Here is a 23,141-nt window from a genome sequence, read left to right as displayed (position 1 = left end):
GCAGCCTTCGAATTATTGCTGCCAACAGAGGATTTGGTTATGAGTCAGAAATACGATGTGGTAGTCATTGGTGCGGGCCCCGGCGGTTACGTCGCGGCTATTCGCGCTGCACAGCTGGGTTTGAAAACCGCCTGTATCGAAAAGTATGTGGGTAAGGATGGCAAGCAGGCGCTCGGCGGCACTTGCCTGAACGTGGGCTGCATCCCTTCCAAGGCACTGCTCGACAGCACCTGGAAGTACCATGAAGCGAAAGAGGGCTTCAAGATTCACGGCATCGACATCAAGGGCATCAATATGGATGTTCCTGCGATGGTCGAGCGCAAGGACAAGATCGTCAAACAATTCACTGGCGGTGTTGCCACCCTGTTCAAGGCAAACGGTGTGACCAGCATCGAAGGTCACGGCAAGTTGCTGGCAGGCAAGAAGGTTGAGGTTACTGCACCGGACGGCACCACCAGCATCATCGATGCTGAAAACGTGATCCTGGCCTCCGGCTCGGTGCCGATCAACATTCCCCCGGCACCGCTGACGGACGACATCATCGTTGACTCTACCGGCGCGCTGGAATTTACCACCGTACCCAAGAAGTTGGGCGTGATCGGCGCCGGCGTTATTGGTCTGGAACTGGGCTCGGTATGGCGTCGTCTTGGCGCTGAGGTGGTTGTTTTTGAAGCCCTTGATACCTTCCTCGGCCTGGCCGACGAGCAGGTTGCCAAGGAAGCGCTCAAGACTTTCACCAAGCAGGGTCTTCAGGTGCGCCTGGGCGCCCGCGTTACCGGTACCGAGATCAAGCGCAAGCAAGTTGTGGTTTCCTTCTCTGACTCCGAAGGCGAACAGCAACTGACCTTTGACAAGCTGATTGTTGCGGTTGGTCGTCGTCCTTACACCGAAAACCTGCTGGCCTCCGATTGCGGTGTGGATCTGGATGAGCGTGGCATGGTGTTTGTCGATGATTACTGTGCTACCAGCGTGCCCGGCGTTTACGCTGTGGGCGACATGGTGCGCGGCCCGATGCTGGCGCACAAGTCCTCGGAAGAGGGCGTCATGGTTGCTGAGCGCATCGCTGGCCACAAGGCGGCCATGAACTACGATCTGATCCCCTCGGTTATTTACACTCACCCAGAAATCGCGTGGGTCGGCAAGAACGAGAAGCAACTCAAAGCCGAAGGCGTTGAGTATAACGTCGGCGTATTCCCCTTCGCGGCCAGCGGTCGTGCAGTGGCAGCCAACGATACCGGCGGCATGGTCAAGATGATTGCCGATGCCAAGACCGACCGCGTGCTGGGCGTTCACGTTATTGGGCCAAGCGCGGCCGAATTGGTGCAGCAGGGCGCCATTGCCATGGAATTTGGCACCAGTGCCGAAGACCTCGGCATGATGGTGTTTTCGCACCCGACCCTGTCTGAAGCACTGCACGAAGCTGCTTTGGCGGTCAATGGTCACGCGATTCACATCGCCAACCGCAAGAAGCGTTAATATAGCGATCCAGAGACCGAGCGGTTACTCAGTGACCGTCCGGTTTTCGCGAAGAATAACTTTGACCGAGTGATCGGTCAGGCCACAACGAGGTGGTCAGTCAGCTGGCTGGAAACGTTTTTCCCGACGCATTAGCTGCGCCAGCGGTTACAAAATGTAACCCTGGGATGGTATGTAGTGTTTACCATGTTCGGGCTGACAGGCTTCCGGCAGGCGGCATTGGTGGCGGCAACTCGCAGAGTGGCGGCTAGAAAGTAATTCCTACACGATCAAAACGGTAGATAAGCATGAATCTTCACGAATATCAGGGGAAGCAGCTGTTCGCTGAATACGGTCTTCCAGTATCCAAGGGCTTCGCTGTTGACACTCCGGAAGACGCGGCAGACGCGTGTGACAAAATTGGCGGCGATATGTGGGTCGTCAAGGCTCAGGTTCACGCTGGTGGTCGCGGTAAGGCTGGTGGTGTAAAGCTGGTCAAGAGCAAAGAAGAAGCCAAAGCCTTCGCCGAAAAGTGGCTGGGTCAGCGTCTGGTAACCTACCAGACTGACGCCAGCGGTCAGCCCGTCAGCAAGATTCTGGTCGAGTCCTGCACTGATATCGCTCAAGAGCTTTATCTGGGCGCCGTAGTCGATCGCTCCACTCGCCGCATCGTTTTCATGGCTTCCACCGAAGGTGGTGTTGAAATCGAGAAAGTGGCTGAAGAAACTCCCGAGAAGATCCTCAAAGCTACCATCGATCCGCTGGTTGGCCCGCAGCCATACCAAGGCCGCGATCTGGCTTTCCAGCTCGGTTTGAAAGGCGATCAGATCAAGCAGTTCACCAACATCTTCGTAGGTCTGGGCAAGCTGTTTGCCGACTACGATCTGGCTCTGCTGGAAATCAACCCGCTGGTGATCAAGGAAGACGGCAACCTGCACTGCCTGGACGCCAAGATCAACATCGACGGCAACGCCATGTACCGCCAGCCCAAGCTGCGCGCCATGCACGACCCATCTCAGGATGACCCGCGTGAAGCCCACGCTGCCAAGTTCGAACTGAACTACGTTGCCCTCGAAGGTAACATCGGCTGTATGGTCAACGGTGCCGGTCTGGCCATGGGTACCATGGACATCGTCAACCTGAACGGCGGCAAACCAGCCAACTTCCTGGATGTGGGCGGCGGCGCAACCAAAGAGCGCGTGACCGAAGCCTTCAAGATCATCTTGTCCGACTCCAACGTCGCGGCGGTTCTGGTCAACATCTTCGGCGGTATCGTTCGCTGCGACATGATTGCCGAAGGCATCATCGGCGCCGTGAAGGAAGTGGGCGTTAAAGTCCCTGTGGTCGTTCGCCTTGAAGGCAACAACGCCGATCTCGGCGCCAAGGTACTGGCCGAAAGTGGCCTGAACATCATCGCTGCAACCAGTCTGACCGACGCTGCCCAGCAAGTCGTCAAGGCCGCGGAGGGTAAATAATGAGCATCCTGATCAACAAAGACACCAAGGTAATCTGCCAGGGCTTCACCGGCTCGCAGGGCACCATGCACTCCGAACAGGCTATCGCCTACGGCACCAAGATGGTTGGTGGCGTTACCCCGGGCAAGGGCGGTACTACGCACCTGGGCCTGCCGGTGTTCAACACCGTACGTGAAGCAGTAGAAGCCACCGGCGCTGACGCCAGCGTGATCTACGTACCGGCGCCGTTCTGCAAGGACTCCATCCTGGAAGCAGCCAACGGTGGCATCAAGCTGATCGTGTGCATCACCGAAGGCATTCCTACCCTGGACATGCTGGATGCCAAGGTTCGTTGCGACGAACTGGGCGTACGCCTGATCGGCCCTAACTGCCCGGGCGTCATCACCCCCGGTGAGTGCAAGATCGGCATCATGCCCGGCCATATTCACCTGCCAGGCAAGGTCGGTATCGTATCCCGTTCCGGCACCTTGACCTACGAAGCGGTCAAGCAGACCACTGACGCCGGCTTCGGTCAGTCCTCCTGTGTTGGTATTGGTGGTGACCCGATCCCGGGTTCCAACTTCATCGACATTCTGGAAATGTTCGAGAAGGATCCGGCGACTGAAGCCATCGTCATGATCGGCGAGATCGGCGGAAGCGCAGAAGAAGAGGCGGCTGCTTACATCAAGGCCAACGTCAGCAAACCCGTTGTGTCCTACATCGCAGGTGTTACTGCCCCGGCAGGCAAGCGTATGGGTCACGCTGGCGCGATCATCTCCGGCGGCAAGGGTACTGCCGACGAGAAGTTCGCTGCGCTGGAAGACGCCGGTGTGAAAACCGTGCGTTCGCTGGCTGATATCGGCAAGGCGCTGTCCGAGCTGACCGGCTGGGCAATGAAGTAAACATCTGAGCACATCAGATGATGAGCAAAACCCCGCCAAGGCGGGGTTTTGTTTTTACAAATACCCTATTTCGGTGGCAGGGCAACCTGATGCCAATTGAGCTATAACCAGCAGACACCCGCTGTTTTACGGCCAAGCAACACATAAGGATTCAATGATGCCGGGGTTTGACCGCGTCAACAGCCTGCATTTGATGGTAGGTGGTTTTCAGGCCGTGCTGGCCTATGGTTTGTACGAAGCTGCCGAGCAGACCGTATGGCCCGCTACCCACGCCGCTGCCTTCATTCCGCTGTTCATGATCATGCTGTTTTTCCCCTTTGCGTTCTATTGCGCCAGCCGCGCGCTCACGGTGAGGCGCTGGCTGATCAGCTTTGCAATTGCCTTGCTGGCAGCGGCGGTGGGTTTGTATCAGGGGCTGACCGTCAGCGGCTTGACCAGTAACGGCGCGGTGTTGGAGCCAGACTGGTCGCCTGAGAGCGTCGGAGATTATCTGGTGCCAGGGTTGATTCTCGGTTTGGCTTTGTTTCTGCTGGTGCCGGCCATGGCGCTATACCAGCGCGGGCTGCGCATTGAGCACAAGCAATGGATGCAGTCGCTGCAGCAGAATGCCCAGTTGCTGATGCAGGCGGCGCTGGTGTTGGGGCTATTCTGGGCGGTGTTGATGTCTGCCGCGGCCTTGTTCGATTTGATCGGGCTGGCGTTCTTGCAAGATCTGATCCGACGCAGTTGGTTCTCCATTCCGCTGAGTGTGCTGGTTTTCTCGCATGGTGTATCGCTGGCGGTGCGCCATCATGGTGTTTCAGACTACCTCTCGGATCGGGCTGGGCGTTTGTGTGGCTGGCTCTTTCCAGTGACGGTGCTGCTGAGTGTGGGTTTTGTGCTCAGCTGGTTGGTACAGGGTATCGATACATTGCTGGCGACCGGGCATGCGGCCAACCTCTTGCTGTGGTTCGTCACACTGAATCTGTTGTTGCTGGTTCTGAGCGTGCAGATGGGGGCAGAGCGGAGATCGCCGCCGCGCTGGCTCGGCTGGGTAATGCTGGCCGGTGCACTGGCGCTACTGCCCATGGTCGCTGTCGCGGGTTACGCGCTGGGTTTGCGGGTGGAGCAGTACAGTCTTACTCCAGCGCGCGTCTGGGCGATGTTCGTCAACCTTGTGCTCATGGTCATGGTGTTGGGCTATCTGCTGTACGCGCTACAGACGGTCAGGTCAGGTACCTCGCCCTGGCTGCGCAGAACCAGCGGCTGCGCAGCCGCGCTGGTGGTGCTTGGCATTCTGTTGATGCTCGGCGGCCCGCTTGACCCGCGACGCGTCAGCGTTGCCAGTCAGATGGCGCGTTTGGCCGAGCCTGAACTGGATAACGCCGCACTGGTGCGCTTTCTGGCACGCGAAGGCGGTCGTTTCGGAACCAATGCGCTGTTGCAGTTGGCCAAGCAGGCGGGCGAGCCGGGTAGTGCGGTGGCGGTGCGCGCAGCGCTCGCGCGTGATGCGCTGGAGCGTGTAGACGGCTCACCGGGCGATGCTCTGATGAGCATCATCCGTGACTTGCCGGTTTTTCCTGCTGGAGTAGAAGTGCCGCCAGGGCTACAGGAGGAGCTGGCTGATTACCCGGCGCTGGCCGGCTGTGCTGGGGATCTGGCTGCGCACAATGCTTGTCTGATCTGGCAGCTGCAGCTAGGCGATAGCGGGCCAGTGCAGTATCTGCTGCTAAGGCGCAATACGGCCGCTTATCCGCATGAGGTGCTATGGCGATTGTCTGCCAGTGGCGACTGGGGGCAGGGTGGTCATATCGATTTGCAAAGCGATTGCGGAAGGCCGCTGGCGCCCAGTGCGCTGTTTGATGCCGTGGTTGCCGGTCAGGTGGAGCAGGTGCCAAAACCGAGCAGAGATCTGTTGGTAAACGGCAAACGAATCAACGCTGCGCTCTGGGAGCAGTCCGACTGTGACCAAGCCAGTAACAAGTAATGCGTTCGAGGCGCAGGGATGTGGTACTCGTGCAGCGAACAGGTAACTGAAAACTGATGAAAACATTGAAAGCATTTGACGTTCTGGCGCTGGGTTTCATGACCTTTGCCTTATTCCTCGGGGCGGGTAACGTCATCTTTCCGCCGAGCGCCGGGCTCGCAGCGGGTGAGCACATGTTGCCGACGGCGCTAGGCTTCATGCTGACGGCCGTGGGCCTTCCGCTGTTGACACTGATTGCGCTGGCCCGTGTTGGCGGTGGTCTGGCCGAACTGACCACGCCATTGGGGCATTGGCCAGGGCTGTTGCTGAGTGTGGCGGTATACCTGGCCATTGGTCCCTTGTTTGCCACGCCGCGCACCACTGTCGTTTCTTACGAGTTGGGCGTTGTGCCCTTTGTGCAGGATAGTTGGCAAACCCTGTTGTGCTACAGCGTGCTGTACTTCTCTGCGGTTATTTTCCTGGCGTTAAAACCGGGTCAACTGGTACAGCGCGTTGGTATGTTCATAACACCTGTACTATTGCTCGGGCTGACGCTGCTGGGGGCGGCTGCGGTGCTGTTTCCGGCCGGTGAGATGGCGGCGGTTGGGGCAACCTACCGCGACGGAGCGATGCTCAAAGGCTTCGTGCAGGGCTACCTGACCATGGATACGCTGGGCGCACTGGTGTTCGGTATTGTGATTACCACGGCCATTCGTGACCGCGGCATCAGCGCCGAGCGTCTGATCACCAGATATACGGTGCTGGCTGCATTGATAGCGGCGCTGGGCTTATCGCTGGTTTACCTGGCGCTGTTTTACCTCGGCTCCACCAGCAGCGAACTGGTGGGCGCTGACGCAAATGGCGGCGATATTCTCGCAGCTTATGTGCAATTTCGCTTTGGTACGGCGGGTAGTCTTTTGCTGGCGGTGGTCATCATTCTCGCCTGCATGACTACTGCGGTCGGTTTGCTGACGGCCTGTGGCGAGTTTTTCAGCAAGCTTTTACCGGCCAGCTATCGGCAGGTGGTCTGGGTGTTGGGTGTGTTCAGCATGCTGGTGGCGAATCAGGGGCTTGATGCTCTGATTCAGGTGTCGATCCCGGTACTGGTGGGCTTGTATCCGCTGGCGATTGTGCTGGTGTGTCTGAGCTTGGTGGGTCAGGGTTGGGCCCGGCCGCAGAATATTTTGCGCCCGATTATGCTGGTCACCTTGGTGTTTGGTGTTATCGACGGCCTCAAGGCGGCCGGCTTCATGGCAGCAGAAGGTGGCTGGTCCGATGCCTTGCCGCTGGCGGATCAAAGTCTTGGCTGGTTGTTGCCGGTTCTGCTGACGCTGATGCTGGCTATACTGGTGGAGGTTTTTCGCCATGGCAGTTTGCGGCGCAGCGTGGACTGATATAGCTGGCGTTACCAAGGCCGTTTTTTCAAAGAGCGCAGGGAGTGTAAATGCAGTCGTTACCGGATGCGGGAAGTCTTTGGGTCAATCTGTTGGCCATCAGTTGGTTTCTGTTTTGCTGGGTAGGTTACACCTACTACGCACAGCACAAGGGGCGTGATACCGCCTGCCTTGCCAGCGTTCTGCACTTGTATCGACGTGACTGGATGAACCGCCTGTTGTTGCGTGAGCAGCGTATGTCGGACGCCAGCGTGATCGGTAACCTGGAACGCAACACGTCCTTCTTCGCATCCAGCACGCTGCTGATTCTGGCCGGCTTGATTACCGTGCTGGGCGCGACTGACCGTGCGCAGAACCTGCTGCACGAGCTGCCCTTTGTGGCGCAGGTAAGTCGCGAGATATCCGAACTCAAATTGCTGGTGCTGATGGCAATCTTTGTCTATGCGTTCTTCACCTTCTCCTGGGGGATGCGCCAATACAATTTTGCTTCAGTGCTCTTGGGGTCGGCGCCGCTACTGGGCGAAAAGAACGTGACCGAGGCAGAGAAAAACGCGTACGCCGAGCGCATGGCACGGGTGCTGTCGATGGCCGGTAACGAGTTCAACCTGGGGCTGCGGGCCTACTATTTTGCCTTGGGCACGCTGACTTGGTTCATCAATCCGGTTTTGTTCATCGTTACTACGGCGGGCGTGGTCTTCGTGCTGTATCGTCGTGAGTTCCATTCAGATGTGCTGGATATCATGATGTTCAGCCCGGCCCCTGTGGCCTCAACCGTGAATCAGGAGAAGGTCGAATGAGTTTTATCCTATGGTGTTTGTTCTTTGCTGCCTTGTTATTGGTACTTACCAAGGCACCGGTTGCCGTAGCCATGGCGCGCAGCGATGACAAGGGGTATGACAACAGCCACCCGCGTGCGCAGCAGGCAGCACTGACCGGTTGGGGAGCGCGGGCGATGGCAGCGCATGCCAATATGTTTGAGGCCTTTCCGTTGTTTGCCGCGGCGGTGCTGGTGGTGCACTCCACCGGCAGCGTGGGCAGTCTGGCCAACCTGCTGGCGGGGTTGTTTATTGTGGCTCGCGTGCTTTACACGCTGCTGTACTTGGCAGATCGCTCGACCTTGCGCAGTCTGGTCTGGGGCGTGGGATTCATCAGCTGCCTGATCATGCTGGTGTTGCCAGCAATGCGTTGAGCTTAAGCAGAAGCAGTCGTTGCCGAGAGGCGGCAGAAAGAGAGGATGTGGCGTTGCTGGAGCAGATTTAAGTCGATCAGGGGGCCTTCATTTGAAGAGCAGCGGGCATGCCATGCGGCATGCCCGCAACCTGTTACTCTTCTTCGATGGCGCGTTCCATGGATTCCTTGGATTCGACGGCAGCGTCCTTCACCGCGTCACCCTTGTCTTCCACGTAATCAGCAGAGGCATCGTAGGCTTCTTCAATATTCTCGCCTGCGGCATCCATCTTGTCTTCAATGACCTCGCCAGTGGTCTTCTCGTTGCCAGTCACTTCACGGGCTTTCTGCTCAACGGCAGCGCCGGTTTCTTCGGCGGCATCACCCATGCTTTCTACGGCTTCGGAAACGTTTTCCTTGGCGCGGTCCATCTTGTCTTCTGGTTCATCCTGACAACCTGCTACCAGGCCGACGGCACTGACCAGCATCGCAGCTGCAAACAGTTTTTTCATCGTGATCTCCTTGATGATGAAAACAGGCTCATCGTTACGTACTTGTTATTGATCTTACTGCGCTTCCTGGGCTTTCTGCTCGATAGCATCGCCGGTTTCTTCGGCGGCGTCACCCATGTTTTCCATGGCGTCAGAAACGGAATCTGCTGCGTTTTCCATCTTGTCTTCGGGCTCATCCTGGCAACCTGCCAACAGACCCATGCCCGCCATCAAGATAGCTGCTACGGCTAATTTTTTCATCGTAATTCTCCATACTGATGATATTGAATGTCAGGGATATAGGCCGTAAGCGCGGCACGAAGTTCCGTTGGTTGCACTTTCTGGAGTCAAAACTGTGATCTGGGTACTATGCTCACCCTTATGGTGCAGTGATGTGTTCGCTGCATCTGAATGCCAATGGCACAGCGAGCAGCAGGATGAGCAATGAGTAGTATTCAAGAGCGGGCGCAGAACTTTCTGTCTGTGCTGCGGCACTGTCAGCATCTGGGCTTGACCGTTGAGCAGGCCGATGAGAACGGCCTTATCATCAAGCTGCCCTATAGCGACAAAATCGTGGGTAACCCGGTAACGGGCCTGATTCACGGCGGCGCCATCACCACCTTGATGGATACTTGCTGTGGCATTTCGACTGTCTGCTATCTGTCCAGCTTCGAAATCTGTCCGACCCTGGACCTGCGAATCGACTACATGCGCCCGGCCGAGCCAGGCAAGCCGATCTTTGGTTTTGCCGAGTGCTACCGCGTGACACCAACGGTGATCTTTACTCGCGGCGTGGCTTATCAGGGGGATCGCGAACAACCCATCGCTCACGTCGTGGGCACCTTTATGCGTATGGGCAAGACGGGGGAGCAGGGCGCGTTGAACGGCAAGGTTGATGGGGGCGCAACATGAGTCTGAACGAACTGGAGGTGCAACAGGTGGTTGCCAGTTCGCACCAGAGCGGTGATTACAGCCCACTGGTAAAGCTGATTCCGTACGCCAGTATGATCGGCATGGAAGTAACCCGGCTGGGCGATGAGGCGGTGTTTCGCTTGCCCAAGTCGGAAGACAATATCGGCAACCCGGTACTGCCCGCGTTGCACGGCGGCGTGATCGCGGGCTTTATGGAACAGTCTGCCATGCTGCACCTGATGATCTTCATGAACAGTGCGGTATTTCCCAAAATCATCGACTTCTCGGTAGATTACCTGCGGGCCGGGTTATACCGTGATACGTTTGCAACCTGTCAGGTGTGGCGGCAGGGAAGGCGCGTTGGCAATGTGGCAATCACCGCATGGCAAACACGTTCAAAAGAGCCGATCGCAACGGCCAGGGCACATTTCAAGCTCGACTAGCATGGGTAGGGGAGAAGCGCAGAGACATGGAAGCCTTGTTGATTCTGGGTGGTGCAGTCGTCTTTCTTGTCGCTTGGGTATGGTTGGCGCTGGTTAGCCGCGCCTTACCGGTGGGACTGTTTGTGGTCGCCCTGGTGGTACCGGCCGTAACCCTACTCCTGCGGGGCAAAGGCTACGCCACTGCGCCCCGGGTACTGTTGCTGCTGGGTATTCTAGTCAGCCTGGGCGGATTGGCCTTGCTCTACCGGGAACAGCCGGTGCAGTTTGATCGATTGGTCTCGGGCCAGTGGGCGCAACAACCCGCCGACAGCGCACTCAGCGGGACCCTGATGGAACAGCCTTTTATTCCCAATGAAGTTCGCTGGCAGGACAAGCACCTGATTTTTGCAGAGAAAGTGGGCGAGCGTACCCGCCGCTCGCTGGTGGTCAAGTTTGACCGTGCTGAATCTTTGCTGCAGGGTACGGCCATCGACCTGCTCCCAGGCGACGTCGGGCCCTGGCCGGAAATGGTCTTGCAGTGGTATACCGGCGCCCTCGAGCAACCGGGTCTGCGCCGTCTGGAAGGTGCCTACAGTATGAGTCTTGCATTCTCAGCGCAGGGCTCGGCCAATACGCAGATGATCGTTCACCTGCACTTGCCCAGCGAGTTCGGCACGCGCCTGAGTGGCAGTGTCGTGCTGGATGGTCAGCCCAGCTGGTTGGGCAAGTCGGCCGTTGTAGCACCTGTCGAGGCGCCTGTTGAAGAGCCGGCGCCGGAGCCCATGCCCGAATGGCAGGAAATCAGCCTACTGGCGCTGCTGGATGAGCCACGGTTGTTCATTGGCCAGCCGGTGCGCTTGACTACTACCGCAGGCAAGGAATTTTCTGGCGTGTTGAAGGCGGTCACCGCTGACAAGCGCGTAGTGCTAGCACTGCCCCAAGGCGCCAATCAGGTGGATTTCCAATTCCATCCGGTCGATATCGAGCGTCTGCGCGCGCGCAGACGCTGATTGATTTTGCGCCTGCCGCAATGGCAGGCCTTGAAAAACTGCAGCCAGCCCCCATTTCCTCTCCATTGCCGGCCCTCTCTGTTTACGAGAGGGGGCCACGTTTCAACTGAACGCTATGGAGACATTTCGACATGACCGTGGAAAGCCAAAAGGAAACGCTCGGGTTCCAGACTGAGGTGAAGCAGTTGCTGCATCTCATGATTCATTCGATGTATTCGAACAAGGAAATCTTCCTCCGCGAGCTGGTTTCCAATGCGTCCGACGCTTCCGACAAGCTGCGCTTTGAAGCCATCGCCAACCCCGAGTTGCTGGAAGACCAGCCCGATCTGCGCATTCGCATCAGCGCTGACGAGAAAGCCAACACCTTGACCATCGAAGACAACGGCATCGGCATGTCGCGTCAGGAAGTGATCGACCACCTGGGTACCATCGCCAAATCCGGCACCGCGGCGTTCATGCAACAACTGACTGGCGACCAGAAAAAGGACGCTAGCCTGATCGGTCAATTTGGCGTTGGCTTCTACAGCGCTTTCATTGTGGCGGACAAGGTTGAGGTGTTCACTCGCCGAGCCGGCCTGAGTGCCGCTGAAGGGGTGCACTGGGAGTCGGCAGGCGAGGGCGAGTTCAGCATCGCCACTGTCGAAAAGCCCGAGCGCGGCACCCGCATCGTACTGCACCTCAAGCAAGCCGAATCCGAGTTTGCCGACGGCTTCCGCCTACGCAACGTTGTGACCAAGTACTCCGACCACATTTCTCTGCCTATTGAACTGCCCAAGCAACACCACGGCGAAGAGGCTGACAAGCCAGCCGAGATCGAGTGGGAAAGTGTCAACCGCGCCAGCGCACTCTGGACTCGCCCACGTACCGAGGTGAAGGACGAGGAGTACCAGGAGTTCTACAAGCACGTTGCCCACGACTTCGAGAACCCGCTGAGCTGGAGCCATAACAAGGTCGAAGGCAAGTTGGAGTACACCAGCCTGCTGTACGTGCCGGGCCGTGCTCCTTTCGATCTTTATCAGCGTGAGGCGCCGCGTGGTCTCAAGCTCTACGTCCAGCGCGTGTTCATCATGGACGACGCTGAACAGTTCCTGCCGCTGTACCTGCGTTTCATCAAGGGTGTGGTGGACTCCAACGACCTGTCGTTGAACGTCTCGCGTGAGATCCTGCAGAAAGATCCGGCCATCGACAGCATGAAGTCGGCGCTGACCAAGCGCACGCTCGACATGCTGGCGAAACTGGCCAAGAACGAGCCGGAGCAGTATGCCACCTTCTGGAAAGCCTTCGGCAGCGTATTGAAAGAAGGCCCGGCGGAAGACTTTGCCAACCGTGAGAAGATTGCCAGCCTGCTGCGCTTTGCCTCTACCCAGCAGAACGATGACAGCGAAGTAGTCAGCCTGGACGCCTACCTTGAGCGTATGGTCGAGGGACAAGACAAGATCTACTACCTCACTGGCGAGCGCTACAACCAGGTGAAGAACAGCCCGCACCTCGAGATCTTCCGCAAGAAGGGCATCGAAGTGCTGCTGCTGACCGACCGTATCGACGAGTGGCTGATGAGCCATCTCACCGAGTACAACGGCAAGCAGTTTGTCGACATTGCGCGCGGCGATCTGGATCTCGGCAAGCTTGAAGGCGACGAGGACAAGCAGGAGCAGGAAAAGCAGGCCGAAGCCAAGGCTGACCTGGTCAAGCGCATTCAGGAGATTCTCAAGGACGAGCTGCAGGAAGTACGCGTATCCCACCGTCTGACCGACTCGCCAGCGGTATTGGTGATCAACGAGGACGACATGGGCCTGCAGATGCGCAAGATTCTCGAGGCTACCGGCCAAAAGGCGCCAGAGAGCAAGCCGATTCTTGAGATCAACACCAGCCATCCTCTGCTCGACAAGCTGGATGCCGAGCAGGACGAGGCGCGCTTTGGCGATCTCAGCCGGATACTGTTCGACCAGGCGGCATTGGCCGCAGGTGAGTCCTTGCAGGACCCGGCCGCCTACGTGCGTCGTCTCAACAGCCTGCTGGTTGAACTCAGCCGTTAAGCCGCTGCAGGCTACTGGCGGACACCCCGCCAGTAGCCACAGACAATGTTACGAATGATGCCTGCGCAAGCAGGCATTTTTTATGCGTATAGGGTTATGCTTGGGCCTTTCTCGCAGATGCTGAAAGGAGATGGCAGATGAAAAAGACCCTGAGCACACTGGTAATGACCGGGCTGGCCAGCATGGCGCAGGCCGACATGACAGTGCAGGACGTGGCTTACGAGATCGATGGCGAGCCCTATGCAGGGCTGCTGGTGTTTGATGACAGCATCACCGAGCCGCGCCCGGGCGTGCTCATGGTACCGAACTGGATGGGCGTCACCGAGCAGGCGGCGGAGAAAGCCGCCAAGGTCGCGGGTTCCGATTACGTGGTTTTTGTCGCCGATATGTACGGCAAGGATATTCGCCCGGCCAATGCCGATGAGGCCGGCGCCGCTGCCACCAAGGTGCGCTCCGATCGCCTGTTGATGCGCCACCGCGTGAATGCTGCACTGAATGTGCTGCGTGAGCAGGCTGCCACTGTGCCGCTGCAGACTGATAACCTGGTCGCCATTGGCTTCTGCTTTGGCGGCGGTACCGTACTGGAGTTGGCGCGCTCGGGCACCGAGATCAAGGGCGTCGTTTCATTCCACGGTAACCTGGATACTCCCGAGCCAGCAGACGCCAAGGCCATCAAGATGCCTGTGCTGGTTCTGCATGGCGCCGACGACCCCTTTGTACCTCAGGAGCAGGTCCTGGCCTTCGAAGACGAAATGCGCAACGCCGGTGTGGATTGGCAGTTGGTCAGTTACGGTGGCGCAGTACACTCTTTTTCCGACCCCTACGCAAAAATGCCCGGCAAGGCCGAATATCATCCGCTCGTGGCAAAACGGGCCTTTGCGACGATGCGGCAATTCTTCAACGAGGTGCTCTAGTCAACTGGCCAGCCAGGCGGGTTAGTTCAAGCGATGTATGAGTAATCATGGGTAGCTCAATGTTTCAAAAGAATAAAATTGTTTTCATTGCGCTGCTCTTTACGCTCTTGCCCGCCCTGGCGGTGGCTCAGACGGCGCCCCTGCCGGTCATAGCGGCGGCGGTGGAGGAGCGAACGCTGAACAGCGATATTCAGGCGCTCGGCACTCTGCAGGCCAACGAGTCGGCGCAATTGACCAGTCCGATATCGGCGACCATTTCCCGCATTCACTTCGATGACGGCCAGCGCGTGACTGCCGGCGAAGTACTGGTCGAACTGACCAATCGCGAGCAGGTGGCAGAGCTGGAAGAGGCCAGGGTCGCGCTGGACGATGCGCGGCGGCAGCTGCAGCGCACCCGTCAGCTGGTGGATAACCGGTTTGTGTCGGCGCAGGAGCTGGATGGTCGGCAGCGCGAGTTTGAAGTTGCCCAGGCGCGTCTGGGCGCCGTGGAGGCACGGCTGGCCGACCGCCTGATCAAGGCGCCCTTTGCTGGCGTACTGGGTTTGCGGCAGATCAGTATCGGAACCTTGCTGTCGCCGGGCATGCCGGTCGCCACGCTGCTGGACGACAGCACCATGAAACTGGATTTCAGCATTCCGGAAACCCGTATGGCGCAGCTGCGGCCTGGCCTGGGCATCATTGCCGTGGCCAGCGCCTTTCCCGCTCGCCGCTTTACCGGCAGCATCGTTTCGCTGGATAACCGGGTAGACCCGATCACGCGGGCTATTCGCGTACGCGCCGAGCTGGATAACGAGGAACGTCTACTGCGCGCCGGCATGCTGATGAGCGTCAGCGTGGCCAGTGCGCCGCGGCAGGCGCTGGTGATCCCCGAGGAAGCCCTGCTACCGCTGGGCGACAAGCAGTTCGTGATGCGTATTGAAGGCACGCCGGAGGCACTGCATGCGCAGCGCGTGCGCGTGGACATTGGTGAGCGGCTGCCCGGCCTGGTGGAGATTACCTCCGGCCTGGCGCCGGGTGAGCAGGTAGTGACGCACGGGGGCTTTCGCCTGGTGTCCGGTCAGCCGGTGCTGATCAAGGCCGAACTGGCTGCGGGCGAGGCGGTACGACCGGCGCTTGGCGCGGCGGATCAACCCTGATGCAGCGACTGCCATGATTCTGTCCGATACTGCGGTGCTGCGGCCGGTCTTCGCCACCGTACTCTCCCTGTTGCTGGTGATCTTCGGCCTGGTGGCTTTCAGTGAACTGCCGCTGCGCGAGTACCCGGATATCGATCCGCCCGTGGTGACGATCGAAACCAATTATGTGGGTGCCAACGCCAGTGTGGTCGATTCGCAGATTACTCAGGTAATCGAGGAGCGTATCGCCGGCATCGAAGGCATCGAGTTTATCGAGGCGCGCAGCGAAGACGGCCGCTCGCAGATTACCGTGCGCTTCGCCATCGACAAGGATATCAACGAGGCGGCCAACGATATTCGCGACCGCGTCTCCAGCGCCGCCGGCAACCTGCCGGTCGAGGCCGACCCGCCGGAAGTACAGAAACTCGACGCCAACGAGGATGTGATCGTCTGGTGGAACCTGACCAGCGACCGCCTCAGCCTGCCCGAACTGACCGACTACGCAGAGCGCTATCTGGTAGACCGTTTCTCCACTCTTGATGGTGTTGCACGGGTGCGGGTTGGCGGGTCGCAGCGCTTTGCCATGCGTGTGTGGCTCGACGCCCAGGCGCTGGCGGCGCGCAATCTCACCACAGAAGATGTCGAGCAGGCGCTGCGCCGTGAAAACGTGGAGCTGCCGGCGGGCTCGGTGGAATCGATCAATCGACAGTTCACCGTGCGCGTCACGCGCGCGTTCAATGACGCCGAGCAATTCAGCCGGCTGGTGGTCGCCCGCGGTGAGGATAACTATCTGGTCCGCTTGGGCGAAGTGGCGCGGGTCGAGCGGGGTACCGAGGAAAGCCGCAACCTGTTTCGCGGCAACGGCGTACCCATGGTCGGCATTGGCCTGACGCGGCAGTCCACCGCCAACACGCTGGAAGTGTCGCGCAGTTCCAAGCAACTGGTCGATGAGCTAAACCCGACGCTACCTGAAGGCATGCAGATACTGCCCAGTTACGACAGCGCGATTTTTATCGAAGGCGCGGTAAAGGAGGTCTACAGCACCTTGCTGATTGCACTGGTGCTGGTGGTGATCGCGATTTTCATCTTCCTCGGCAGTCCGCGGGCGATTCTGGTACCAGCGGTGACCCTGCCGGTCTCCATCATGGCGACTTTTATTGCTCTGCTGCTGTTTGGCTTTACCGTCAATCTGCTGACCTTGCTGGCGCTGGTGCTGGCTATCGGGCTGGTGGTCGACGACGCCATTATCGTGCTCGAAAACGTGCGCAGACGCATCGACGAGCTGGATGAAACGCCTTTGGTAGCGGCCTTTTACGGCACGCGTCAGGTTGGCTTTGCGGTGGTGTCGACCACTCTGGTATTGATCGCCGTGTTTGTACCCATCGCTTTCTTGCAGGGTGATGTGGGGCGCCTGTTTTCCGAGTTTGCCCTGACCATGGCGGCGGCCGTGGCCTTCTCCAGTTTCGTTGCGCTCACGCTCTCGCCGGTGCTCGCCGCCAAGGTGCTCAAGCCCCACGATGAGGGGCGCCTGAGCCGCGTGGTAGAGCGTATATTGCACCACAGTCGCGCAGTCTATCGGCGTTTGCTGGTAGCGGTATTGCGGCTCCGTTGGCTGGCGCTCGCGGTGTTTGTGCTGTTGGCGGCTGGCACCGGCTGGCTATTCCAGACGCTGCCCAGCGAATACACCCCGCGCGAGGATCGTGGCACCTTTTTCATCATCGTCAACGGCCCTGAGGGCGCGACCTATGAGTACATGAACGATTACATGGGCGAGATCGAGGCGCGCATGTCGGAGTATGTCGACAGCGGCGAGGTTACGCGCATGCTGGTGCGGGCGCCGCGCTCCTTTGGCGGGGTCACCACCTTCAACACCGGTATGGTCATTGTGGTGCTGGATGACTGGGAGCGCCGCCGCTCCGGCTGGGAGGTCATGCAGCAGGTGCAACGCGACATGGCTGACCTGACCGGAGTACGGGTTTTTCCGATCATGCGCCAAGGCTTTGGTGGTCAGCAGTTGCAACCTTTCCAGCTGGTGATTGGCGGCGCCGGCAGCTACGACGAGTTGGCCGAGTGGCGTGATCTGCTGCTGGCAAAGATCCAGGAGAATAATCCTGGGTTGGAGAACATCGATACCGACTACAAGGAAAACCAGCCGCAGCTGCAGGTCGATATCGACTACGACCGGGCGGCTGACCTGGGGGTGAACATCAGCGTGGTGGGGCGTACGCTGGAGACCATGTTTGGCTCGCGGCGGGTGACCACTTATATCGATGATGGTGAAGAATACGATGTAATCCTGGAAGGTGAGCGCAGCCAGCAACGCAGTCCGGCAGCGCTGGAGAATATCTACGTTCGCTCCGATACCAGCGGGGAGCTGATCCCCTTGTCCAACCTGATCACGCTGCGCGATACGGCGGGCTCCACCACGCTCAATCGTTACAACCGCTCGCGCGCCATTACCCTCAGCGCCTCACTCGCCGAAGGGGTGCCGCTGGGGGTGGCCCTGACACAGGTAGAGCAGATGGCGCGCGAGCTGTTGCCGGAAACCCTGGTGCTGGATTACAAGGGCGACTCCCTGGATTTACGTAACGCCGGCAGCTCGATGGTGTTTATTTTCATCCTTGGGCTGCTGGTGGTGTTTCTGGTGCTGGCGGGACAATTCGAGAGCTTCGTGCACCCGCTGATCATCATGCTGGGCGTACCCATGGCGATTGGCGGCGCGCTACTGGGCCTGTGGCTGACCGGCAATACGCTGAACCTCTACAGCCAGATTGGCCTGGTCATGCTGATTGGCTTGGCGGCCAAGAATGGCATTCTCATTGTCGAGTTTGCCAACCAGCTGCGTGATCAGGGTATGGACTTTGATCAAGCGCTGACCGAGGCCAGTGTCCTGCGCTTGCGCCCAATTCTGATGACCGGTGTGACCACGGTGGCCGGCGCCGTGCCGCTGGTGCTGGCGTTTGGCGCCGGGGCGGAAACCCGCTCGGTAATCGGCATTGTGGTGATTTCCGGCGTGAGCATGTCGATGCTGCTGACGCTTTTTGTCATCCCGGTGCTCTACAGTTTTCTAGCCCGGGGCACCGGCTCGCCGGAGGCAACCGCCAAGCGGCTGGCGGCGGAGCAGGGCAGACCAAGCGAGTAGGGTGCGTGGCCAAGGCAACATAAGCGGGGTCAAGGTTGTGCCATAGGTCGGCGTGATATGCGCCGTAACCGCTGACGTAGAGCGTCTCGTCTGGGCATAATGGGTTAAGAAGTGCGGTAACAAAGGGCGGCTCGACTGTCCGCTACAAAAACAATAATCATCGACACGGAGAATGCAATGTCTCAACCCGAACAACCCGGCTGGCGCTGGGGCCCCTTTACCTTTCGTTTGCCGTTCTACCACACCCGATTCCACTGGCAGGAAGCACTGCAGGGCTTTTTTGTAGCAGCGGCCACCGGCCTGGCGCTGGTGCCCATCATGACCGGTGCCTTTGGTCTGAGCTTCGAAGAAGCCATTGCCGTATCGATGATTCACTCCATTCTGATCGGCTCGGCGCTGATCTTCTTCGGCGAACCCTACGCCCCCGGCTGGATCACGCCCGCGCTGCCGTTGGTACTCACCTTTGTGCTCACCGGTTATGAAGACCCGGTCAGTCGCTTCCAAGCCATGACAGCGCTATCACTCAATTTTGCGGTGTTGCTCATATTGCTGGGCATCACCGGGCTGGGGAAAAAGTTCGTCATCTGGCTACCGGATACGCTGAAGGCCGGCATCATTCTGGGCGCGGCGATTGCCGCGGTGTACCGGGTGTTTGTGGGTGATGAAAGCAGCCCCTCAATTCTTTCGCATCAGCCGGTCAGTATCATTCTGGCCTGTGGCGTGTGCCTGATCTTCTCGTTTTCGCTGCCGCTGCAGAAACTGCGTGAGAAGTCGCGCGCGATTGCCTTGATTGCTGCCCTGGGCCTGCTGCCGGGGTTCTTCGTGGCGGCGCTGGTTGGTCCCATGGTCGGCGAGATTGACTACAACCTGCAGTGGGGCATTCTGTTCCCGCCGGTGGCCGATGCCTTCGCCAAGATGTCGCCCTTTGCCATCGGCTGGCCGAGTGTCGAAATGTTTGTGCAGGCCATTCCGCTGGCGGTCATCACCTACGTTATCCTGTTTGGCGACATTGTCACCGGGAACGAGGTGATTCGTGACGGCATGACCAAGCGTAACGACGAGCATATCGACATCAACCCGACTCGCACGCACCTGTCGGTCGGTATTCGCAACGGCCTGCTGGGTCTGTTTGCACCTTTCTTCCCGACCCAGGGCGCCATGTGGACCGGTGTACAGGTGATCATCGTGCAACGTTGGGCGCAGGGCAAAGCCAGCATGGACAGCCTGCACAGCGGCCTGATCAGCTACTACATGATGGGCATCCCGCTGCTGTTCTTCCTCAAGCCGCTGCTCACAGGTCTGCAGCCGCTGCTGTACGTTGCCTTGGCGTTGACCTTGATGTTGACCGCCTTCGCCTGTGCCTATGTGGCTATGTCGATCCCGCGCAACAACACCTCACGCGGCACCGTATTGCTGATTGGCGCGGGGCTGGCATTTTTCGATCCCTGGACAGGCCTGGCGCTGGGCGTGCTGGCGACCGTGCTGATGGTTGGCTGGGATCGCAGCAGTGACCCGATTCCCCACGAGGATTGAGGTCGACGGCTAACCATGTCGACTGAGCCGGCAAGGGGCTTATTGCGTGGGCCAGGGTGCTTGACCCTGGCCCACGACATGACCACACTGCCGAGCTCCCCTTAATTCGCCCAGTGCGGTCATCATGCGCCCCCGTTCCGATAACCAATACGCCTCCGGCCCGACCAACTGGCGCATCATCCTCAGCCTGTTACCTTATCTGACCGAGTTTCGCGGCCGTGTGCTGCTGGCCATGCTGTGCATGCTGGTGGCCAAGCTCGCCGGTGTCACCGTTCCCTGGCTGTTGAAACTGATCGTGGATCACTTCGACTCCGCGGCCGATGCCCTGGTGCTGGTACCCGTGGCGCTGCTGGCAGCCTATGGTCTCGTTCGATTCTCCTCCGTCTTCTTTGGTGAACTGCGCGACGCGGTATTTGCTCGCGTGGCCGAACGTGCCATGCGGCGTATCTCGCTGCGGGTGTTCGAGCATCTGCACCGGCTTGATCTGAGCTTTCACCTGTCGCGGCGTACTGGCGGCCTGGCGCGAGACATTGAGCGCGGTACCACGGGCATCAGTTTTCTGCTGCGCTTTATGGTCTTCAATATTTTGCCCACGCTGATCGAGATTGGCCTGATCACGGTTATCTTGCTGATCAATTTCAGTGTCTGGTACGCGCTGGCGGTGCTGGGCGCCGTGGTGCTGTATTGCGGTTTCTCCATCTGGTGCACCGAGTGGCGCAACCGCTTCGTGCGTGAGAGCAACCAGCTCGACAACCTCTCCAATACCCGCGCCATCGACAGCCTGCTCAACTTCGAGACGGTCAAGTACTTCGGCAACGAAACCTTCGAGGCGCAGCAGTACGATCAGAACCTGCAGCGCTGGGAAGCGGCGCGCATGAAGAACCGTCTGTCGCTGGTGGCGCTCAACTCCGGTCAGGCGCTGATTATCGCAGCAGCGGTAATGCTGCTGATGTTCATGGCAGCCGGCGAGGTCAGTGCCGGCAGCATGACGGTAGGCGAGCTGGTGATGATCAACGCCTACATGATTCAGCTGTTTGTACCGCTGAATTTCCTCGGGTTCATTTATCGCGAGATCCGCGAAGCCCTGACCAATATCGAGCGCCTGTTCGGCCTGCTGGACGCCCCGGCCAAGGTAGTGGATGCAACGGATGCAGTGCCCTTGCAACTGCGTGGAGGCGAGGTAAGGTTCAAGCAGGTCGCCCATGCGTACGACCCGGCGCGGCCCATACTGGACGACGTCAGCTTTCACATCCCGGCTGGGCATACGCTGGCTATTGTGGGGCCAAGCGGCGCCGGCAAGTCGACCTTGGCGCGCTTGCTGTTCCGCTTTTATGACGTAGCGGCCGGCAGCATCGAGATCGATGGCCAGGATGTCCGCACCGTGACTCAGAACAGCCTGCGTCAGGCCATCGGCGTAGTGCCGCAGGACACCGTACTGTTCAACGCCAGTATCGGCTACAACGTGGCCTATGGCGCGCCGGGCGCGAGTGAAGAAGACATCTGGCGGGTACTGCGGCTGGCGCAGCTGGAAGACTTTGTGCGCGAGCTGCCACAACAGCTGGAGACGCCGGTCGGCGAGCGCGGCCTGAAACTCTCTGGTGGCGAGAAACAGCGTATCGCCATCGCCCGAGTGCTACTCAAGGACCCACCGATCCTGATTCTGGACGAAGCCACTTCATCGCTGGATAGCCACGCCGAACGGCGCATCCTCGATGCCCTGAATCTGGTTGCCAGCAAACGCACCACCTTGGCGATCGCCCATCGGCTCTCGACCATCGTACACGCCGAGCGCATTCTGGTGCTGGATCAGGGGAGCGTAGTCGAGCAGGGCACCCACGCCGAGCTGCTGGCACACCAGGGCGCCTATGCCCGCCTGTGGGCTGATCAGCAACGGGCGGAGCAACACGGCGAACAGACTGATCCGCGTGACGCCTGATTCAGCCGCTGAATCTCCCTTGCCGCGCCGCTAGATTGGCTCAAGAATGAGTCAACCCCAAAAACAACAAGGCGAGTCAGGAGCACAGCATGAGCAGCGTAATCGAACAATGGCACCACATCGTGGAAAATCTCGATGCCAACGGGCTAGATAAACTGCTGGCCGACGATGTGGTGTTTCACTCGCCAGTGGTGCATACCCCGCAAGCCGGCAAGCCCATCACCAAACTCTACCTGGCCGCCGCCATGCAGACGCTGAACGCGCCTGGCCACTTCAAGTACCTGCGCGAAGTGATTGATGGCAACAACGCGGTACTGGAATTTCAGACCGAGATCGACGGCATCACCATCAACGGTGTCGACATGATCCAGTGGAACGACGCCGGCCAGATCATCGACTTCAAGGTCATGGTGCGCCCGCTGAAAGCCGTCAACGCCATCCACGCAGCCATGGGCCGGATGCTGGAGGCGATGAAGCCGAAGGGTTGATGGTTGCAGCCCTGCCCGCGCGGGCAGGGCTGCAATGCTAGTTGGCTATAGGCAATATCTGCGCTGTTGCAGTCTGTGCGGCCAGCAGTTGTTCCAACTGACCACTTTGTATGGCGCTGGCCACTACCTCACCAATCACCAGCACCGCCGGGCTTTGCAGTTTAAAGGCCGCAGCCTGTTCGCAGAGCTTATCCAGGCGACAGGTATGCTGACGCTGCTGTGGTGAACTGGCCTGTTCGATCATGGCGATGGGTGTGCTGGCGGGCATACCGCCGTTGAGCAGGCCTTGCTGGATTTGCTGCAGGCGCGCGACGCCCATGTAAACCACCAGTGTGGTACCGCCCTGGGCCAGACCCTGCCAGTTCAGCTCGCTATCGTCCTTGGTATGGGCGGTGACCAGGGTGACGCCGCGGCTAACGCCGCGCAGCGTTAGCGGGATGCCGCACTGGGTGGCGCCGGCCAGGCCGGCGGTAATGCCGTTGATGATTTCCGACTCCACGCCGCGTGCGCGCAGCCATATGGCTTCTTCGCCGGCGCGGCCAAAAATGCAGGGGTCGCCGCCCTTGAGGCGCACCAGGCGCTTGCCTTGGCGGCCATAGCGCAGCATCAGGCAGTTGATGAATTCCTGCGGGGTAGAACGGCAGCCACCGCGCTTGCCCACGCGAATGATGCGTGCCTGCGGGCAGTGCTCGAGGATCTGCGGGTTTACCAGGTCATCGACCATGACGATCTCGGCCTGGCTCAGTACTCGCGCCGCTTTCAGCGTCAGCAGTTCCGGGTCGCCGGGACCGGCACCTACCAGCCATACAGTGGGGTTCATGGGCG

Annotated in this window: 20 protein-coding genes; 17 read left to right on the top strand and 3 right to left on the bottom strand. The window is 59.3% G+C overall.

What is annotated here, in order from left to right:
* The first annotated feature begins 39 nt into the window (after positions 1 to 39).
* From lpdA to V7747_RS10660, 7 genes are all read left to right on the top strand, one after another.
* Entirely contained in the window at positions 40 to 1,476 is a 1,437-nt protein-coding gene (gene lpdA, locus V7747_RS10690) for a dihydrolipoyl dehydrogenase (protein ID WP_335616021.1), read from the top strand.
* A gap of 287 nt (positions 1,477 to 1,763) precedes the next feature.
* Positions 1,764 to 2,930 (top strand): ADP-forming succinate--CoA ligase subunit beta, encoded by a 1,167-nt coding sequence (sucC, locus tag V7747_RS10685; RefSeq protein WP_335616020.1) that lies wholly within the window; start codon positions 1,764 to 1,766, stop codon positions 2,928 to 2,930.
* Entirely contained in the window at positions 2,930 to 3,811 is an 882-nt protein-coding gene (gene sucD / locus V7747_RS10680; RefSeq protein ID WP_092283133.1) for a succinate--CoA ligase subunit alpha, read from the top strand. Before sucC ends, sucD begins: the two co-directional genes overlap by 1 nt.
* Positions 3,812 to 3,968: 157 nt before the next feature.
* The gene (locus V7747_RS10675; protein WP_335616019.1) at positions 3,969 to 5,777 is read left to right on the top strand and encodes a DUF4153 domain-containing protein; all 1,809 of its coding nucleotides are present in this window, start codon (positions 3,969 to 3,971) and stop codon (positions 5,775 to 5,777) included.
* Between the two features lie 56 nt (positions 5,778 to 5,833).
* Positions 5,834 to 7,150: a branched-chain amino acid transport system II carrier protein gene (gene brnQ, locus V7747_RS10670; protein WP_335616018.1), complete on the top strand. Its 1,317-nt coding sequence runs from the start codon at positions 5,834 to 5,836 to the stop codon at positions 7,148 to 7,150.
* A gap of 50 nt (positions 7,151 to 7,200) precedes the next feature.
* The gene (locus V7747_RS10665; protein WP_335616017.1) at positions 7,201 to 7,947 is read left to right on the top strand and encodes a DUF599 domain-containing protein; all 747 of its coding nucleotides are present in this window, start codon (positions 7,201 to 7,203) and stop codon (positions 7,945 to 7,947) included.
* Entirely contained in the window at positions 7,944 to 8,339 is a 396-nt protein-coding gene (locus V7747_RS10660) for an MAPEG family protein (protein WP_335616016.1), read from the top strand. Before V7747_RS10665 ends, V7747_RS10660 begins: the two co-directional genes overlap by 4 nt.
* Positions 8,340 to 8,472: 133 nt before the next feature.
* Here the strand turns inward: V7747_RS10660 and V7747_RS10655 are convergent, their stop codons facing one another.
* The gene (locus V7747_RS10655; protein ID WP_335616015.1) at positions 8,473 to 8,829 is read right to left on the bottom strand and encodes a hypothetical protein; all 357 of its coding nucleotides are present in this window, start codon (positions 8,827 to 8,829) and stop codon (positions 8,473 to 8,475) included.
* 54 nt (positions 8,830 to 8,883) lie between these two features.
* Positions 8,884 to 9,069 carry a hypothetical protein gene (locus V7747_RS10650; protein WP_335616014.1) on the bottom strand — a complete coding sequence of 62 codons (186 nt, stop codon included), beginning with the start codon at positions 9,067 to 9,069 and terminating at the stop codon, positions 8,884 to 8,886.
* Between the two features lie 183 nt (positions 9,070 to 9,252).
* Here V7747_RS10650 and V7747_RS10645 point away from each other — a divergent pair, with 183 nt between their 5' ends.
* From V7747_RS10645 to V7747_RS10600, 10 genes are all read left to right on the top strand, one after another.
* Positions 9,253 to 9,720, top strand: a complete 468-nt coding sequence (locus V7747_RS10645) for a PaaI family thioesterase (protein WP_335616013.1) — start codon at positions 9,253 to 9,255, stop codon at positions 9,718 to 9,720.
* On the top strand, positions 9,717 to 10,163 hold the full coding sequence (locus V7747_RS10640; RefSeq protein WP_442909232.1) for a PaaI family thioesterase: 447 nt from the start codon (positions 9,717 to 9,719) through the stop codon (positions 10,161 to 10,163). Before V7747_RS10645 ends, V7747_RS10640 begins: the two co-directional genes overlap by 4 nt.
* Before the next feature lie 26 nt (positions 10,164 to 10,189).
* Positions 10,190 to 11,152 carry a hypothetical protein gene (locus tag V7747_RS10635; RefSeq protein WP_335616012.1) on the top strand — a complete coding sequence of 321 codons (963 nt, stop codon included), beginning with the start codon at positions 10,190 to 10,192 and terminating at the stop codon, positions 11,150 to 11,152.
* Between the two features lie 131 nt (positions 11,153 to 11,283).
* Positions 11,284 to 13,188 (top strand): molecular chaperone HtpG, encoded by a 1,905-nt coding sequence (gene htpG / locus V7747_RS10630; protein WP_335616011.1) that lies wholly within the window; start codon positions 11,284 to 11,286, stop codon positions 13,186 to 13,188.
* A gap of 137 nt (positions 13,189 to 13,325) precedes the next feature.
* Positions 13,326 to 14,102: a dienelactone hydrolase family protein gene (locus V7747_RS10625; RefSeq protein WP_335616010.1), complete on the top strand. Its 777-nt coding sequence runs from the start codon at positions 13,326 to 13,328 to the stop codon at positions 14,100 to 14,102.
* Between the two features lie 59 nt (positions 14,103 to 14,161).
* Positions 14,162 to 15,238, top strand: coding sequence for an efflux RND transporter periplasmic adaptor subunit (locus V7747_RS10620; protein WP_335616009.1), 1,077 nt, complete (start codon positions 14,162 to 14,164; stop codon positions 15,236 to 15,238).
* A 13-nt stretch (positions 15,239 to 15,251) separates the two neighbouring features.
* Positions 15,252 to 18,359 (top strand): efflux RND transporter permease subunit, encoded by a 3,108-nt coding sequence (locus V7747_RS10615; RefSeq protein WP_335616008.1) that lies wholly within the window; start codon positions 15,252 to 15,254, stop codon positions 18,357 to 18,359.
* A 177-nt stretch (positions 18,360 to 18,536) separates the two neighbouring features.
* Positions 18,537 to 19,892, top strand: a complete 1,356-nt coding sequence (locus V7747_RS10610) for a hypothetical protein (protein ID WP_335616007.1) — start codon at positions 18,537 to 18,539, stop codon at positions 19,890 to 19,892.
* A 124-nt stretch (positions 19,893 to 20,016) separates the two neighbouring features.
* Positions 20,017 to 21,828 (top strand): ABCB family ABC transporter ATP-binding protein/permease, encoded by a 1,812-nt coding sequence (locus V7747_RS10605; protein ID WP_335616006.1) that lies wholly within the window; start codon positions 20,017 to 20,019, stop codon positions 21,826 to 21,828.
* 89 nt (positions 21,829 to 21,917) lie between these two features.
* Entirely contained in the window at positions 21,918 to 22,316 is a 399-nt protein-coding gene (locus tag V7747_RS10600; protein ID WP_335616005.1) for a nuclear transport factor 2 family protein, read from the top strand.
* A 37-nt stretch (positions 22,317 to 22,353) separates the two neighbouring features.
* Here V7747_RS10600 and cobA read toward each other — a convergent pair whose 3' ends face one another.
* Complete coding sequence (cobA, locus tag V7747_RS10595; RefSeq protein ID WP_335616004.1) at positions 22,354 to 23,136, bottom strand: uroporphyrinogen-III C-methyltransferase; 783 nt, start codon at positions 23,134 to 23,136, stop codon at positions 22,354 to 22,356.
* Positions 23,137 to 23,141 lie beyond the last annotated feature (5 nt).

It is taken from the genome of Halopseudomonas sp. (genome assembly GCF_036960865.1).
In the GTDB taxonomy this organism is placed as follows: Bacteria; Pseudomonadota; Gammaproteobacteria; order Pseudomonadales; family Pseudomonadaceae; genus Halopseudomonas.
The sequence above is the reverse complement of the archived record's forward strand: the minus strand, read 5'-3'. Positions and strand labels throughout refer to the sequence as shown.

What these genes read in the sequence shown, in the direction of transcription:
- lpdA (WP_335616021.1), top strand. Translation starts at nt 40, where the DNA reads ATGAGTCAGAAATACGATGTGGTAGTCATTGGTGCGGGCCCCGGCGGT.
- sucC (WP_335616020.1), top strand. Translation starts at nt 1,764, where the DNA reads ATGAATCTTCACGAATATCAGGGGAAGCAGCTGTTCGCTGAATACGGT.
- sucD (WP_092283133.1), top strand. Translation starts at nt 2,930, where the DNA reads ATGAGCATCCTGATCAACAAAGACACCAAGGTAATCTGCCAGGGCTTC.
- V7747_RS10675 (WP_335616019.1), top strand. Translation starts at nt 3,969, where the DNA reads ATGCCGGGGTTTGACCGCGTCAACAGCCTGCATTTGATGGTAGGTGGT.
- brnQ (WP_335616018.1), top strand. Translation starts at nt 5,834, where the DNA reads ATGAAAACATTGAAAGCATTTGACGTTCTGGCGCTGGGTTTCATGACC.
- V7747_RS10665 (WP_335616017.1), top strand. Translation starts at nt 7,201, where the DNA reads ATGCAGTCGTTACCGGATGCGGGAAGTCTTTGGGTCAATCTGTTGGCC.
- V7747_RS10660 (WP_335616016.1), top strand. Translation starts at nt 7,944, where the DNA reads ATGAGTTTTATCCTATGGTGTTTGTTCTTTGCTGCCTTGTTATTGGTA.
- V7747_RS10655 (WP_335616015.1), bottom strand. Translation starts at nt 8,829, where the DNA reads ATGAAAAAACTGTTTGCAGCTGCGATGCTGGTCAGTGCCGTCGGCCTG.
- V7747_RS10650 (WP_335616014.1), bottom strand. Translation starts at nt 9,069, where the DNA reads ATGAAAAAATTAGCCGTAGCAGCTATCTTGATGGCGGGCATGGGTCTG.
- V7747_RS10645 (WP_335616013.1), top strand. Translation starts at nt 9,253, where the DNA reads ATGAGTAGTATTCAAGAGCGGGCGCAGAACTTTCTGTCTGTGCTGCGG.
- V7747_RS10640 (WP_442909232.1), top strand. Translation starts at nt 9,717, where the DNA reads ATGAGTCTGAACGAACTGGAGGTGCAACAGGTGGTTGCCAGTTCGCAC.
- V7747_RS10635 (WP_335616012.1), top strand. Translation starts at nt 10,190, where the DNA reads ATGGAAGCCTTGTTGATTCTGGGTGGTGCAGTCGTCTTTCTTGTCGCT.
- htpG (WP_335616011.1), top strand. Translation starts at nt 11,284, where the DNA reads ATGACCGTGGAAAGCCAAAAGGAAACGCTCGGGTTCCAGACTGAGGTG.
- V7747_RS10625 (WP_335616010.1), top strand. Translation starts at nt 13,326, where the DNA reads ATGAAAAAGACCCTGAGCACACTGGTAATGACCGGGCTGGCCAGCATG.
- V7747_RS10620 (WP_335616009.1), top strand. Translation starts at nt 14,162, where the DNA reads ATGTTTCAAAAGAATAAAATTGTTTTCATTGCGCTGCTCTTTACGCTC.
- V7747_RS10615 (WP_335616008.1), top strand. Translation starts at nt 15,252, where the DNA reads ATGATTCTGTCCGATACTGCGGTGCTGCGGCCGGTCTTCGCCACCGTA.
- V7747_RS10610 (WP_335616007.1), top strand. Translation starts at nt 18,537, where the DNA reads ATGTCTCAACCCGAACAACCCGGCTGGCGCTGGGGCCCCTTTACCTTT.
- V7747_RS10605 (WP_335616006.1), top strand. Translation starts at nt 20,017, where the DNA reads ATGCGCCCCCGTTCCGATAACCAATACGCCTCCGGCCCGACCAACTGG.
- V7747_RS10600 (WP_335616005.1), top strand. Translation starts at nt 21,918, where the DNA reads ATGAGCAGCGTAATCGAACAATGGCACCACATCGTGGAAAATCTCGAT.
- cobA (WP_335616004.1), bottom strand. Translation starts at nt 23,136, where the DNA reads ATGAACCCCACTGTATGGCTGGTAGGTGCCGGTCCCGGCGACCCGGAA.